Annotated in this window: 3 protein-coding genes; all 3 read right to left on the bottom strand. The window is 76.5% G+C overall.

The window, feature by feature from the left end:
• Positions 1 to 2,267, bottom strand: a 2,267-nt coding sequence (locus tag ABZW14_RS33855; protein ID WP_355355215.1) for a type I polyketide synthase, incomplete at its 3' end; no start/stop codon positions are given.
• 36 nt (positions 2,268 to 2,303) lie between these two features.
• Positions 2,304 to 13,283 carry a type I polyketide synthase gene (locus tag ABZW14_RS33850; protein WP_355355212.1) on the bottom strand — a complete coding sequence of 3,660 codons (10,980 nt, stop codon included), beginning with the start codon at positions 13,281 to 13,283 and terminating at the stop codon, positions 2,304 to 2,306.
• A gap of 44 nt (positions 13,284 to 13,327) precedes the next feature.
• Positions 13,328 to 15,855: SDR family NAD(P)-dependent oxidoreductase (locus ABZW14_RS33845; protein ID WP_355355209.1), on the bottom strand; the 2,528-nt coding region annotated here is incomplete at its 5' end.

The raw sequence follows: 15,855 nt of genomic DNA, 5'->3' as shown, positions 1-15,855 counted from the left end.
GCACGCACACCATCGGCCTGACAGGCCTCGACCAGGCCGGCCACGGCCTGCGGCGGACCCGACACCACCACCGTGGCCGGACCGTTGACCGCCGCCACGCCGACGCCGGGGAACCCGTCGAGGCGTTCGGTGACCGCGTCGGCGGACAGGTCGACCGAGGCCATGGTGCCGGTGCCGCGCAGCGCGGCCAGGGCTCGGGACCGCAACGCCACGGTCCGGGCCGCGTCGTCGAGGGACAGGATGCCGGCCACGCAGGCGGCGGCGATCTCGCCCTGCGAGTGGCCGATCACCGCGTCGGGCACCACGCCGGCGGCGCGCCACACGGCGGCGAGGGCCACGCCGACGGCCCAGAGCACCGGCTGGACGACCTCCACCCGGTCCAGCCACGACTCGTCCGTACCGGTCAGCACGGCGACGAGGTCGACGTCGAGATGCGGCGCCAGGGCCCGCTGGCACTCGGCCAGCCGCTCGTCGAACACCGGGCAGCGGCCGACCAGCCCGGCGGCCATCCGGGCCGACTGCGCGCCCTGGCCGGGGAAGACGAAGACCGGGCCGGTGCCGGACGCCGTACCGGTGACGACGTTGCCGGCCGGTTCGCCGGCGGCCAGGGCGTCCAGGCCGGCCAGCAGCTCGGGCAGGTCGGTGCCCACGACGACGGCCCGCCGGTCGAACGTGGACCGGGTGGTGGCCAGCGACCAGGCCACCGCGGCCGGGTCGACCGTCTCCTGCTCCCGCGCGTACCCGGCGAGCCGGGCGGCCTGGCCGGCGAGGGCGGCCGCCGAGCGGGCGGACACCGGCCAGAGGGAAGGGCCGGCGGCGAGCAGCCCCGGCCGGCGCGCGGCCGGCGGGGCGGTCTCCTCGCCGGCCGGCTCGGTGGCGGCCGGTCGGTACTCCTCGACGATGACGTGGGCGTTGGTGCCGCTGACGCCGAACGAGGAGACGCCGCCCCGGCGGGGCCGGTCCAGCTCCGGCCACGGCCGGTTCTCGGTGACCAGCTCCACCGCCCCGGCGGACCAGTCGACGTGCGGGGACGGCGCGTCGACGTGCAGGGTCGCCGGGAGCACGCCGTGCCGCAGCGCCATCACCATCTTGACCAGGCCGGCGACCCCGGCGGCGCTCTGCGTGTGGCCGATGTTCGACTTCACCGAGCCCAGCCAGAGCGGCCGGTCGGCGGGGCGGTCCTGGCCGTAGGTGGCGAGCAGGGCCTGCGCCTCGATCGGGTCGCCCAGGGTGGTGCCCGTGCCGTGCGCCTCGACCAGGTCGACGTCGGCGGCGCCGAGCCGGGCGTTGGCCAGGGCCGCCCGGATCACCCGCTGCTGGGAGGGGCCGTTCGGGGCGGTGAGGCCGTTGGAGGCGCCGTCCTGGTTGAGGGCGCTGCCGCGGATCACGGCGAGGATGGGGTGGCCGTTGCGTTCGGCGTCGGCGAGCCGCTCGACCACGACCGCGCCGCCGCCCTCGCCCCAGCCGGTGCCGTCGGCGCCGGCCGCGAACGCCTTGCACCGTCCGTCGACGGACATGCCGCGCTGCCGGGAGAAGACGACGAAGACGCCCGGGGTGGCCATCACCGTGACGCCGCCGGCGATGGCCAGGTCGCACTCGCGGCGGCGGAGCGCGTGCACGGCCAGGTGCAGGGCGACCAGCGACGACGAGCAGGCGGTGTCGACCGTGACGGCGGGGCCGTTGAGGCCGAGCGTGAAGGAGATCCGGCCGGAGGCGACGCTGGTGGTGTTGCCGGTACCGAGGTACATGTCGACGCCCTCAGGCACGTGCGGCAGGCCCATCCCGTAGTTCGAGGTGGTCACCCCGACGAACACGCCGGTCTGGCTGCCGCGCAGCGAGAGCGGGTCGATGCCGGCCCGTTCGACGGCCTCCCAGGAGGTTTCCAGCAGCAGCCGCTGCTGCGGGTCCATGGCCAGGGCCTCGCGCGGCGAGATGCCGAACACGCCGGGATCGAAGTCGCCGGCGCCGTCGAGGAACCCGCCCACCCGGGTGTAGCTCTTGCCCGGCGTGTTCGGGTCGGGGTCGTAGAGCGACTCCAGGTCCCAGCCCCGGTCGTCGGGGAACTCGGTGAGCGCGTCCCGGCCGTCGGCCACGAGGTCCCAGAGGTCCTCCGGGGACCGCACGCCGCCGGGGAAGCGGCAGCTCATCGACACGATGGCGAGCGGCTCCTGGTCCCGGGCCTCGACGGTCTGCAGCTTGCGCTTCGTGTCGTGCAGGTCGGCGGTCACCCGCTTGAGGAAGTACCGGAGCTTGTCGTCGTCGCTCATCGGTTCGCACCTGCCTCGATCCGCGGTTCGGTCATGTCAGGAGATTCCAAACTCTTTGCTGATGAAGTCGAAGATCTCGTCGTCGCTGGCCGCGTCGAGGTCGGGCCGCTCCGGCTCGGCCGCCGGGCCGGCGAGGTCGGTGGCCTTGGCGAGCAGGTCGCGCATCCGGGCGGTGAACCGGTCCCGGGTCACCGCGTCGAGGGGAAGGGTGGTGAGCAGGGTCTCCACGGTGTCGATGCCCTGGAAGAGGGGCTGGGTGGAGGGGGCCGCGTCGGCGGCGATCTCGCCGGCGAGCTTCTCGGCGAGGGCCTGCGGCGTCGGGTAGTCGAACACCAGCGTGGCGGGCAGCCGCAGCCCGGACAGGGTGTTGAGACGGTTGCGCAGGTCGACCGCCGTGAGCGAGTCGAAGCCCAGGTCGGTGAAGAGCCGCCCCGGATCGACGGCGTCCGCGCCGGCGTGGCCGAGGACGGCGGCGATGTTCGCCCGGACCACGTCGAGGACCACCTTGCGCCGCTCCGGGTCGGCCAGGCCGGCGAGCCGCTGGCCCAGCGGCACCCCGCCGGTTCCGGCGCCGGCGGCGTCGGCCGAGCGCCGCAGCGGCACTCGGACCAGGCCACGCAGGATCGGGGCGAGGGCCCCGGATTCCGCCTGCGCCCGGAGCGCCGCGACGTCGAGCCGCACGGGTACGACGGCCGCCGCGTCCAACCGCCAGGTCGCGTCGAACAGGTGCAGCGCCTGCTCGGTGGGGAGCCCCCCGGCGCCCTGCTCGGCCATCCGCCGCACGTCGGCGTCGCCGAGGTGGCCGGTCATGCCGCTGGCCTGTTCCCACAGCCCCCACGCGAGGGAGATGCCGGGCAGCCCCCGCGCGCGCCGGTGCGCGGCGAGCGCGTCGAGGAAGGCGTTCGCGGCGGCGTAGTTCGCCTGGCCGGCGCTGCCGAGGGTGGCCGCGGCCGAGGAGAAGAGCACGAACGCGGCGAGGTCCCGGTCGGCGGTGAGCCGGTGCAGGTGCCAGGCCGCGTCGATCTTCGGCACGGCGACCGCGTCGAGGCGTTCCGGCGTGAGCGACTCCAGCACGCCGTCGTCGAGCACGCCGGCCGCGTGCACGACGGCGGTGAGCGGGTGCGCGGCGGGGATGCCGGCCAGCAGTGCGGCGAGGGCGTCCGGGTCGGCGGTGTCGCAGGCGGCGACGGTCACCTCCGTCCCGGCCGCGGCCAGGTCGGTGACCAGGTCGCCGATGCCGTCGGCGGCCGCGCCCCGCCGGCCGGCGAGCAGCAGGTGCCGCACGCCGTGGGTGGTGGCGAGGTGGCGGGCCAGCAGCCGGCCCAGGACGCCGGTGCCGCCGGTGATGAGCACGGTGCCGTCCGGGTCGACGCCGCCGGGCAGCGGCTCCAGGGCGGCCGGAACCCGGGCGAGACGCGGGACGCGTACCTGCCCGGCGCGCAGGGCCACCTGCGGTTCGCCGGCGCCGATCGCGGCGGCGAGCAGGGCGGCGCTGTCTGGGTCGGCGTCGAGGTCGACGAGTTGGAGCCGGCCGGGGTGTTCAAGCTGGGCGGCCCGGAGCAGGCCCCAGACGGGAGCCTGCCGCAGATCGATCACCGGCTGCTCCCCGACCGCCACGGCGTCGCGGGTGACCAGCACCAGCCGGGTGTCGGCGAACCGCTCGTCGGCGAGCCAGGCCCGCACGGTGTGCAGGACCCGGTGGGTGGTGGCGCGGGCCCGCGCCGCGACCTCGGCGTCCGCGACGGTTTCGTCGACGTCGGTGGCGTTTCCGCCGACCGGCACGATCAACGCCTCGGGCGCCGCCTCGCCCCCGGCGAGCAGGTCGGCGAACGAGTCGGGGTCGAGGTCCGTGCGGACCCGGGCGCCGGCCGCCTCGCCGGCGGCGCTGAGCGCCAGGTCGTCACCGAGCACCACCCACCGGGTGGCGGCGGGGACCGGCCCGGCGGGTACGGGCACCGCCGGCCAGTCCACCTGGAACAGCGCCTCGTGCCGGCCGGAGCGGGCGGCGCCGAGGGCGTCACCGGTGACCCGCCGCATGATCAGCGATCGGGCGTGCAGGACGGGGGCTCCGGTGGCGTCGGCGACCTGGAAGGTGACGCCGATCTCGCCGGCCGCGGCGACGCGCACCCGCAGGGCGGTGGCGCCGGCGGCGAGCAGGGTGACCCCGGTCCAGGCGAACGGGAGCCGGGGCACGGTGGCGTCGGCGCCGTCGCCCATCCGGCCGAGGAAGCCACCGATGGACATGGCCTGCAACGCGCCGTCGAGCAGCGCCGGGTGGATGCCGAAGCGACCGGCCTCGGCGTGGTGGTCGGCGGGCAGTTCCACCTCGGCGAAGACCTCGTCCCCGCGGGTCCAGGCGGCACGCAGGCCGCGGAACACCGGGCCGTAGCCGAAGACGGTGGCCTCGATGCCGGCGTAGAAGGCGTCGGACTCCACCGGGGTGGCGCCGGGCGGCGGCCAGACGCCGAGGTCGAAGGCGGGCGGTTCGGTGGTCCGGGGCGCGAGCAGGCCGGTGGCGTGGCAGGTCCAGGCCACGTCGGCGAGGATCTCGTCCGACCCGTCGCGGTACGGACGGGAGTGCAGCTGCACGCCCCGGCGGCCGGTCTCGTCGCGCTCGCCGACGGTGAGCTGCACCTGCAGGGAGCCGAGTTCGGGCAGGACCAGCGGGGCGAGCAGGGTGAGCTCCTCCACCACCGGCGCGCCGGCCTGCTCGCCGGCGTGGGCGGCGAGTTCCACGAAGGCGGTGCCGGGCAGCAGGATCGCGTCCATCACCCGGTGCTCGCCGAGCCACGGGTGGGTACGCACCGACAGCCGCCCGGTGAACACCATCCGCTCGCTGTCGGGGAAGGTGACCGCGGCGCTGAGCAGCGGGTGGCGGGCGTCCTGGAGACCCGCGGAGGCGACGTCCTGCGCCCGGTGCGCGGGCGGATCGAGCCAGAACCGCTGCTGATCGAAGGCGTAGGTGGGCAGGTCCACGGCACCGGTCTCGGCGAGGACCGCGGTGAGGTCCACCGGGAGGCCGGCGGTGTGTGCGGTGGCGAGGGCGGTCAGCAGCCGGGCCGGGTCTTCCTCGCCGCGGCGCAGGGTGCCGAGCGTGTGCCCGGTGACGCCGAGGTCGTCGAGGATCGCGGTGACCGGCATCGTGAGCACCGGGTGCGGGCTGATCTCCACGAACGTGGTGTGCCCGGCCGTGACGGCCGCGCGGACCGCGGCGTCGAACTGGACGGTCTGGCGCAGGTTGTCGTACCAGTAGTCGGCGGTCATGGTCTCCGGGTCGACCCACTGCCCGGTCAGCGTCGACACCAGCCGGGTGTGCCCCGGTTGCGGGGCGACGCCGGCCAGGTCGGTGCGGAGCCGCTCGGCGACCTCCTGCACCGACGGCGAGTGCGAGGCGTAGTCGACCGGGATGAGGCGGGCACGGATCCCGTCGGCCTGGCAGGCGTCGACCAGGTCGGCCACGGCTTGCGGCGGGCCGGATACCACGACGGTGGCCGGGCCGTTGACCGCAGCGATCCCGACACCCGCGAAGGAGCCGCCGTCGCCCGTCGCGGGCACGCCAGCGGTGTCCAGGCGCGCGGCCAGCTCCTCCGCCGGCAGGTCGATCGACGCCATGCTGCCCGTGCCGCGCAGCACCGCGAGCGCCCGCGACCGCAGCGCGACGGTCTTCGCGGCGTCGTCCAGGGACAGGATCCCCGCCACGCACGCAGCGCCGATCTCGCCCTGCGAGTGCCCGATCACCGCCTGCGGGGTCACACCGGTGTGCTGCCACACCGCCGCAAGGGCCATCCCCACCGCCCACAGCACCGGCTGCACGACCTCGACCCGGTCCAACCAGGACTCGTCGTCACCGGTCAGCACCGCGGCCAGATCCACGTCCAGGTACGGCGCCAGCGCCGCCTGGCACTCCGCCAGCTTCGCGTCGAACACCGGCGTCCGGCCCACCAGGCCCGCCGCCATCCGCGCGGACTGCGCACCCTGACCGGGGAACACGAACACCGGACCCGCGCCGTGACCCGACGCCGTGCCCGCCACCACGTTCGCCGACGGGGTGCCGTCGGCCAGGGCGTCCAGGCCGGACAGCAGCTCCTCGACCGACGCGCCGACCACCGCGCCCCGCTGGTCGAAGGTCGACCGGGTGGTGGCCAGCGACCAGCCCACCGCCGCGGGCGCCACGTCGCCGTGCTCCCGGACGTACGCGGCCAGCCGGGCGGCCTGCCCGGCCAGGGCGCCGCGCGACCGGGCCGACACCGGCCACACCGTCACGCCGGCGTCGACCAGGCCGGTGCCGCACGGGACCGGAGCGGCGGGCTCGTCACCCTGCTCGACGATGACGTGCGCGTTGGTGCCGGAGATGCCGAACGACGACACCGCCGCCCGCCGGGGCCGGTCCACCGCCGGCCACGGCCGGGCCTCGGTGACCAGCTCCACCGCTCCGGCCGACCAGTCGATGTGCGGCGACGGCTCGTCCACGTGCAGGGTCGCCGGCACGAGGCCCGCCCGCATCGCCTGCACCATCTTGATCACACCGGCCACCCCGGCGGCGGCCTGCGCGTGCCCGATGTTCGACTTGATCGAGCCGAGCAGCAGCGGCCCGCCGACGCCGCGGTCCTGCCCGTACGTGGCGATGAGCGCCTGCGCCTCGATCGGGTCGCCCAGCGTCGTGCCGGTGCCGTGCGCCTCCACCACGTCCACCTCGGACGGCGCGAGCCGGGCCGCGGCGAGGGCCTGCCGGATCACCCGCTGCTGCGACGGCCCGTTGGGCGCGGTGAGACCGTTGGACGCGCCGTCCTGGTTGATCGCGGAGCCGCGGACCACGGCGAGCACGTGGCGGCCCTGCCGGCGCGCGTCGGAGAGCCGCTGGACCAGCAGCAGCCCGACGCCCTCGGACCAGCCGGTGCCGTCGGCCGAGGCGGCGAACGACTTGCACCGCCCGTCGGCGGCCAGGCCGCGCTGCCGCGAGAACTCCACGAACGCGGTCGGGGTGGCCATCACGATGACGCCGCCGGCGAGGGCGAGGTCGCACTCGCCCCGGCGCAGCGCCTGGCCGGCCCAGTGCAGCGCGACGAGGGAGGACGAGCAGGCGGTGTCGAGCGAGACCGCCGGGCCCTCCAGCCCGAAGGTGTACGCCACCCGGCCCGAGATGACGCTGCTCGTCATCCCCGTGAGCGCGTAGCCGGAGGTCTCCTCCGGCGCGTACGCCAGCAGCGAGCCGTAGTCCTGGCCGCTGGTGCCGACGAACACGCCGGTGCTGCTGCCGCGCACGGCCGCCGGGTCGATACCGGCCGACTCGAAGGTCTCCCAGGTGGTCTCCAGCAGCAGCCGCTGCTGCGGGTCCATGGCCAGGGCCTCGCGCGGGCTGATGCCGAAGAAGCCCGGGTCGAACCGGTCGACGCCGGCGAGGAAGCCGCCGCCGCGGGCGTAGAAGGTCCCGGGGGCGTCCGGGTCGGGACTGTAGAGGGTGTCCAGGTCCCAGCCCCGGTCGGTGGGCAGGTCGGTCACGGCGTCGACCCCGTCGGCGACCAGCCGCCACAGCTCAGCCGGGGACGACACCCCGCCGGGCAGCCGGCAGGCCATGCCGATGATGGCGAGCGGTTCGTCGTCGGCGACGGCCACGGCGGTCGTCACCGGACGGGCCGGGACGGCGGTGCCGCCGATCTCGGCACCCAGGTGCACGGCCAGGTCGTGCGGGCTCGGGTAGTCGAAGACCAGGGTGGCGGGCAGGCGCATGCCGAACGCGTTGTTCAGCCGGTTGCGCATCTCGACGGCGGTGAGCGAGTCGAACCCGAACTCGCTGAACGCCCGGCGCGGCTCGATGGCGGCCGGATCGGGGTAGCCGAGCACGGCGGCGGCCTGGCCGCGGACGATCTCGACCAGGGCGGCGACCCGGTCGGCGTCACCCAGCGCGGCGAGCTGCCGCACCAGGGACGCACCCGTGTTCGGGGCCGCCGCCGCGCCGCGGCCGCCGCGGATCAGCGCCCGGTACAGGGGCGGGACGACGCCGGCGAACTGCATCCGCATGGCGGCGAGGTCGAGGCGGGCCGGGACCAGCGCCGCCTCCGGGGTGCGGCAGGCGGCGTCGAAGAGGGCCAGACCCTCCTCGGCCTCCATGGCGGCCACGCCGGAGCGGGAGATCCGGTTGAGGTGGACGTCGTCCAGCTCGGTGGTCATGCCGCTGCGGTCGGCCCAGAGGCCCCAGGCGAGGGTGAGCGCGGCCAGCCCGCGGGCCCGGCGGTGGTGGGCCAGCCCGTCGAGGAACGCGTTGGCGGCGGCGTAGTTGCCCTGGCCCGGGCCGCCGGCCGTGGCCGCGAGCGACGAGTACGACACGAACGCGGTGAGGTCGAGGTGGGCGGTCAGCTCGTGCAGGTTCCAGGCGGCGTCCACCTTCGGCCGCAGGACGCCGTCCATCCGCTCCGGGGTGAGCGAGGAGATCACGCCGTCGTCGCGGACACCGGCGGCGTGGATGACGGCGGTGAGCGGGTGCGCCGCCGGGATCGCGGCGAGCAGGTCCGCGACGGCGGCCCGGTCGGCGACGTCGCAGGCGGTGACGGTGACGGTGGCGCCCAGCGCCTCCAGGTCGGCGCAGAGTTCGGCGACCCCGGCGGCGGACCGGCCGCGCCGGCTGGTGAGGATCAGGTGCCGGACGCCGTGGCGCGCCACCAGGTGCCGGCTCATCAGCTGCCCGAGCGTGCCGGTGGCGCCGGTGATCAGGACGGTGCCGTCGCCGTCGAACGCGGCGGCGGGCGGCTCGCTCCGGGCCGGGACCCGGCTGAGGCGGGCACCGGTCGCGACGCCGGACCGGATGACGACCTGCGGTTCGTCCGTGGCGACCGCCGGCACCAGCGCGGCGGCGGAACCGGCCACGTCGTCGACGTCGACCAGCACGAACCGGTCGGGGTTCTCCGACTGGGCGGACCGCAGCAGGCCGATCACGGCGGCGCCGGCCAGGTCGGTCAGGTCGGTGTCCTGGGCGGTGGCGACCGCGCCGCGGGTCAGCACCACCAGGCGGGACGCCGCGTACCGGTCGTCGGCGAGGAACCGCTGGAGCACGTCGAGCGCCCGGTGGGTGGTCTCCGCCACGGCCCGCGGCACGTCGGCCGGCCCGCCCGCGTCGAGGAAGGGCGCCACCAGCACGCCGGGCACGTCCGCGCCGCCGTCCAGCGCCGTGGCCAGGGCGTCCAGCCCGGGGTACGCCGCCACGGCCGTTCCGGTGGCCGCGAGGGCGTCGGTGAGGCCGGCGTCGTCGCCCAGCACCGCCCAGCCGACGGCCGGCGGGGCGGCCGCCGGGGCGAGCGGCGCCCACTCGATCCGGTACAGCGACTCGGTGTCGCCGCCCCCGGCCACCCGGAGCTGGTCGGCGGAGACCGGCCGCAGGACGAGGGAGCCGACGGAGATGATCGGGGTGCCGGTGACATCGGCCAGCAGCAGGGAGATGCTGTCGGTGCCGGTGTGCGTGACGCGGACCCGGGCCGCCACCGCGCCGGCGGCGTGCAGGGCGACATCGTTCCACGAGAACGGCAGCCGGCCGTGCCCGGGCGGGACGGTCACGCCGGCCGGGGTGCCCCCGGCCGGGGTGAGGCCGAGGGTGTGCAGCGCCGCGTCGAGCAGCGCCGGGTGCAGGCCGTACGCGTCGGCCTCGCCGGCGGGCGTCTCGGGCAGCGCCAGTTCGGCGAAGAGGTCGTCACCGCGCCGCCAGGCCGAGCGCAGCGCGATGAAGGACGGGCCGTAGTCGTAGCCCTGGGCGGCCAGGTTCGGGTACAGGTCGTCGGTGCCGACCTCGGTGGCGCCGGGGGGCGGCCAGGCGACCAGGTCCGACCAGCCGGGTGGCCCGCCCGGCGCGGCCGGCCCGGCGGCCAATACGCCGCTGGCGTTGCGGGTCCAGGCGCGCTCGCCGTCGGCCGGCTCGCCGTCCGGTGCGGAGTGCAGCGACACCGATCGGCAGCCGGTCTCGTCGGCCGGCCCGATCCAGAGCTGGATGTCGACGCCGCCGGTCTCCGGCAGGATGAGCGGCGCCTCCAGGGTGAGCTCCCGGACGTGGTCCGCGCCGACGTGCGCGCCGGCCTGCAGGGCGAGTTCGACAAAGCCGGTGCCGGGCAGCAGCACGGTGTCGAAGACGACGTGGTCGGCGATCCACTGGTGGGTACGCCGGGCCAGCCGCCCGGTGAACAGGAAGCCCTCGGCGTGCGCGACGCCGACGGCCGCGCCGAGCAGCGGGTGCCGGGCGGGCCGCAGGCCGACCGCGGTGACGTCACCGGCCCACCCGCCGCCCGACTCCGGCCAGTAGCGCCGGTGCTGGAAGGCGTAGGTGGGCAGGTCGACCCGCCGGGCGCCGGTGCCGGCGAACCAGGGCTCCCAGTCGACGGGGACGCCGTGCACGTGCAGGTCGGCGAGGGCGGCGAGCAGGGCGTGCGGCTCGGGCCGGTCCTTGCGCTGGACGGCGACGGCGAGCAGGTCCTCGTCGTCGGGCAGCGCGTCGGCGGTGAGAGCGGTCAGAACACTCCGCGGGCCGATCTCCAGGAAGGTCCGCGCGCCGGCGGCCGCCAGGGCGGTGACGCCGTCGGCGTACCGGACGGCCTCGCGGACGTGCCGGACCCAGTAGTCGGGGGTGCGGATCTCCTCGGGGTCGGCGAGGGTGCCGGTGAGGTTGGAGACGATCGGCAGCAGCGGCGCCGAGAACGTCAGCCCCTCCAGGGCGGTGCGGAACCCGGCCAGCATCGGCTCCATGAGCGGGCTGTGGAACGCGTGGCTCACCGCCAGGCGGCGGGTCCGGGCGCCGCGCTCGCGCCAGATCCGCTCGACCTCGTCGAGGACGTCGACGGCGCCGGAGACGACCACCGCGGACGGCGCGTTGACGGCGGCGACGCCCACCCCGGCCAGGCCGGCGATCGACCCGGCCACCTCGTCCTCGGGTGCGGCGACCGCGAGCATGCCGCCACCGGCCGGTAGCGCCTGCATCAACCGGCCCCGGGCCGCGACGAGGGCGCACGCGTCCGCCAGGGACAGCACCCCGGCCACGTACGCCGCCGTGACCTCGCCGATCGAGTGCCCGCCCACGAGGTCCGGCACGATGCCGAACGATTCGACCAGCCGGAACAGCGCCACCTCGACGGCGAACAGGCCGGCCTGGGTGAACTCGGTCTGGTCCAGCAGGTCCGCCTCGGGCGAGCCCTCGGGGGCGAACAGCACCTCCCGCAGCGGCCGCGGCAGCACCGGATCCAGGTGCGCGCACACCTCGTCCAGGGCGGCGGCGAACACCGGGAACGCCGCGGCCAGCTCGCGGCCCATGCCGGCGCGCTGCGCGCCCTGGCCGGAGAAGAGCACGGCCAGGGGTCCCCGGTCGGCCGCCTGCCCGGCCACCACGGCGCCCGACGGCGCGTCGGCCGCGAGCGCCCGCAGCGCCGCGAGGAGGTCGTCGCGGCCGGTCGCCGCGATCACGGCCCGCCGGTCGAGGGTGGCCCGCGCGCTGACCGACGAGAACGCCACGTCCAGGGCCCGCAGGTCGGGGTCGGCGTCCAGCCGGGCGGCCCACCGGCCCGCCTGCGCGGCGAGTGCGGTGGCGTCGCGGGCCGACACCACCACCGGTACGACCGGGCGGTCGGCCGCCGGGGCGGCGTCGGCCGGCGCGGCCTCCGGCTCGGGGGCCTGTTCGAGGATGGTGTGGGCGTTGGTGCCGGAGACCCCGAACGAGGAGACCGCCGAGCGGCGGGGCCGGTCCACCGCCGGCCACGGGGTGGGCTCGGTGACCAGTTCGACGGCGCCGGCATCCCAGTCGACCTGCGGGGTCGGGGCGTCCACGTGCAGGGTGGGCGGGACGACGCCGTGCCGCATCGCCATCACCATCTTGATCACCCCGGCGACGCCGGCCGCGGCCTGGGTGTGCCCGAGGTTCGACTTGACCGAGCCGAGCAGCAGCGGCGCGGCGTCCCCCCGGTCCTGCCCGTACGTGGCCAGCAGCGCCTGCGCCTCGATCGGGTCGCCCAACCGGGTGCCGGTCCCGTGCGCCTCGACCACGTCCACGCCGCCGGCGGCGAGACCGGCGTTGGCCAGGGCCTGCCGGATCACCCGCTGCTGGGCGGGTCCGTTGGGGGCGCTCAGGCCGTTGGAGGCGCCGTCCTGGTTGACCGCGCTGCCGCGGACCACGGCGAGGATCGGGTGGCCGTTGCGCCGGGCGTCGCTGAGCCGTTCCAGCAGCAGCACGCCGACGCCCTCGGACCAGCCGGTGCCGTCGGCGGCGGACGCGAACGCCTTGCACCGCCCGTCGGCGGCCAGGCCGCGCTGCCGGGAGAACTCGACGAACGCGGCCGGCGTGCACATGGCGGTGACACCGGCGACGACGGCCAGGCCGCACTCCCGCTGCCGCAGCGCCTGCCCGGCCAGGTGCAGGGCGACCAGCGACGACGAGCAGGCGGTGTCGACGGTGACGGCAGGCCCCTCCAGGCCGAAGGTGTAGGCGATCCGGCCGGACATCACGCTGCCGGCGTTGCCGGTCATCAGGTGGCCCTCCAGGCCGTCGGCGGCGCCCATGAGCACGCTGCCGTAGTCCTGGCCGGTGCTGCCGGCGAAGACCCCGGTCCGGCTGCCGCGCAGGGTGTGCGGGTCGATGCCCGCCCGCTCGAACACCTCCCAGGAGGTCTCCAGCAGCCACCGCTGCTGCGGATCCATGGCCAGCGCCTCGCGCGGTGAGATGGCGAAGAAGCCGGGGTCGAAGTCGGCGAGGTCGGGCACGAAACCGCCCCGGCGCGCGTACGAGGTGCCGGCCTGTTCCGGGTCGCCGTCGTGGAGCGCGCCGAGGTCCCAGCCCCGGTCCGCGGGGAAGTCGCTGATGACGTCCCGGCCCGACGCGACCACCTCCCACAGGTCCTCGGGCGAGCGGACGCCGCCGGGGAAGCGGCAGCTCATGGCGACGATGGCGACCGGTTCCTGCTCGCCGGCCTCCACCTCGCGCAGCCGCTGCCGCACCTGGTGCAGGTCGGCGGTGACCCGCTTGAGGTATTCGAGAAGCTTCGCCTCGTCAGCCATGGACCGCCCACTCCTTGTGTTGACCCGAACCGGCAGCGATCACGTCAGGACACCCCCAGCTCGCGGTCGATGAAGTCGAAGACCTCGTCCGGGGTGGCGTCCTGGAGCTTCTCGGCGACGGTGTCCCCGTCCCCCGGCGTGTCCGCCTCGTTGAGCGAGGCCAGCAGCGCCCGCAGCCGCTCGGTGATCCGGTTCCGGGCGCTGCGGTCCGGTGCCGAGCCGGCCAGCGCCGCCTCCAGGCGGTCGAGTTCGCCGAAGACCGGCGCCGCGCCGACCACTCCCCCGTCGACGACCGCCGCCCGCACGTACTCGGCGAGGGCGGCGGCGGTCGGGTAGTCGAAGACGACCGTGGCGGGCAGCCGGACGCCGGTGGCCGCGCTGAGCCGGTTGCGCAGTTCCACGGCGGTCAGCGAGTCGAAGCCGAGTTCCCGGAAGGCCCGGTCGGGTTCGACGGCGTCGGTCGAGGCGTGCCCGAGCACCGCGGCGGCCTGGCCGCGGACCAGTTCCAGCAGCGTCTTGCGCCGCTCGGCCTCGGTCTGCCCGGCGAGCAGGGCGGCGAGCGATTCGGCGGACGCTTCGGTGTCGTCGGCCCGCTCGGCGGCGGCGCGGCGCGCGGCGGGGACGCCGGTGAGCAGCGGGCTGGGCCGCACGGCGACGAACCCCGGCACGTACCGGGCCCAGTCGATGCCGGCGACCAGCGTGACCGGCTCGCGGCGGGCCACGCAGCCGGCCAGGGCCGCCAGAGCGAGATCGGTGTCGAGCCGGGTGACTCCGGCGCGGCGGCGGCGTTCCTCGACGGCGGGGTCGGCGGCGGCCATCCCGCCGGCCGCCCACGGTCCCCAGGCGACGGAGGTGGCCGGGAGGCCCTGCCGGTGCCGCTGCTCGGCGAGCGCGTCGAGGTAGGCGTTGGCGGCGGCGTAGCTGCCCTGTCCGGCGGCGCCGAGCTGGCCGGCCAGCGCGGAGAAGAGCACGAACGCGCGCAGCTCCCGGTCGGCGGTCAGCTCGTGCAGGTGCAGCGCGCCGAGCACCTTGGGGCGCAGCACGGCGGCGATCCGGTCGGTGGTGAGGCCGTCGAGCACCCCGTCCTCCAGGACGCCGGCGGCGTGCACCACGGCGGTGAGCGGCAGCTCGGCGGGCACTTCGTCGAGGAGCTTCGCCAGGGCGGCGCGGTCGGCCACGTCGCAGCCGGCCACGGTGACCCGCGCGCCCAGTTCGGTGAGCTCCTTCACCAGCTCGGCGGCGCCGGGCGCGTCCGGTCCGCGGCGGCTGACCAGCAGCAGGTGCTCGGCGCCGCGGCCGGCGAGCCAGCGGGCCACCTGCCCGCCGAGGGCGCCGGTGCCGCCGGTGACGAGCGTGGTGCCGGGGTGGGTCGGGTCGTCGGTGCCGGTGCCGCCCGGGGCCGGGACGAGGCGGCGGACCAGGAGGGAGGCGCCGTCGACGGCGAGCTGGTCCTCGCCGTCGAGCCCGGACAGCGCGGCGCAGAGCAGGTCCCAGCCGCGCTCGTCGAGGGTGGCCGGCAGGTCGACGAGGCCACCCCAACGCTCGGGGTGTTCCAGCGCCACGACCCGGCCGAGTCCCCAGAGCAGGGCCTGCTCCGGCCGGCCGGCGTCACCGCCCCGGGTGGTGCCGGCGGCGCCCCGGGTGACGCACCAGAGCGGCGCGGCCACGTCGAGGTCGCCGAGGGCCTGTACCAGCGCGAGGGAGCGGCTGAGGAACGGCGGTACCGGTTCGGTGGTGTCGACCGGGGCGTCGGCGAGGGCGAGCAGGGAGAGCACGCCGTGCACGGGCTCGCCGCCGGTGGTGGCGGTCAGGTGGGCGGCGACGGTGGCCCGGTCCGCGGCGGCGTCGGGCAGCGGCACCAGCCGGGCGTCCGCGCCCCGGCGGGTCAGCTCGGCCACCGCCGCCCCGCCTTCCTCGGCGCGGCGCTCGTCGGCGACGACCCACCAGGTCCCGGAGAGGACGGCGAGGGGTGTGCCGGCGTACGGCTGCCAGACGCCGCGGTAGCGCAGCCCGTCCAGGGTGGAGTGCTCGCGCTGCTGCCGGCGCCAGCCGGCGAGGACGGGCAGGGCCGCGCCGAGGCGTTCGAGGGACTCGGTGGCGTCCTGGGCGGTGAGTTCCGCGAGGGCGGCGAGGTCCTCCCGTTCGACGGCGGCCCAGAAGGCGGCGTCGGCGCCACCCGTGCTCTCCTCGGCGGCGGGGCCACCGGGGGCGGCGCCGGGCCAGTAGCGGGACCGGTCGAAGGCGTAGGTGGGCAGTTCGACGGTGTCGGTTTCGGGGAGGACGGTGGCGAGGTCGACAGGCAGGCCGAGGGCGTGTGCGGTGGCCAGGTTGGTCAGCAGCCGGGTCGGGTCGTCGTCGCCGCGGCGCAGGGTGCCGAGCGTGTGGCCGGTGACGCCGAGATCGTCGAGGATCGCGGTGACCGGCATGGTGAGCACCGGGTGCGGGCTGATCTCCACGAACGTGGTGTGCCCGGCGGCGACGGCCGTGCGGACCGCCGCGTCGAACCGGACGGTCCGGCGCAGGTTGTCGTACCAGTAGTCGGCGGTCATCGTGGCCGGGTCGACCCAGTCGC

It is taken from the genome of Micromonospora sp. NPDC004551 (genome assembly GCF_040609975.1).
Taxonomy (GTDB): domain Bacteria; phylum Actinomycetota; class Actinomycetes; order Mycobacteriales; family Micromonosporaceae; genus Micromonospora.
The sequence above is the reverse complement of the archived record's forward strand: the minus strand, read 5'-3'. Positions and strand labels throughout refer to the sequence as shown.

Bases quoted from the DNA above. Each gene is read 5' to 3' on its own strand.
- ABZW14_RS33850 (WP_355355212.1), bottom strand. From the start codon at position 13,283: ATGGCTGACGAGGCGAAGCTTCTCGAATACCTCAAGCGGGTCACCGCC.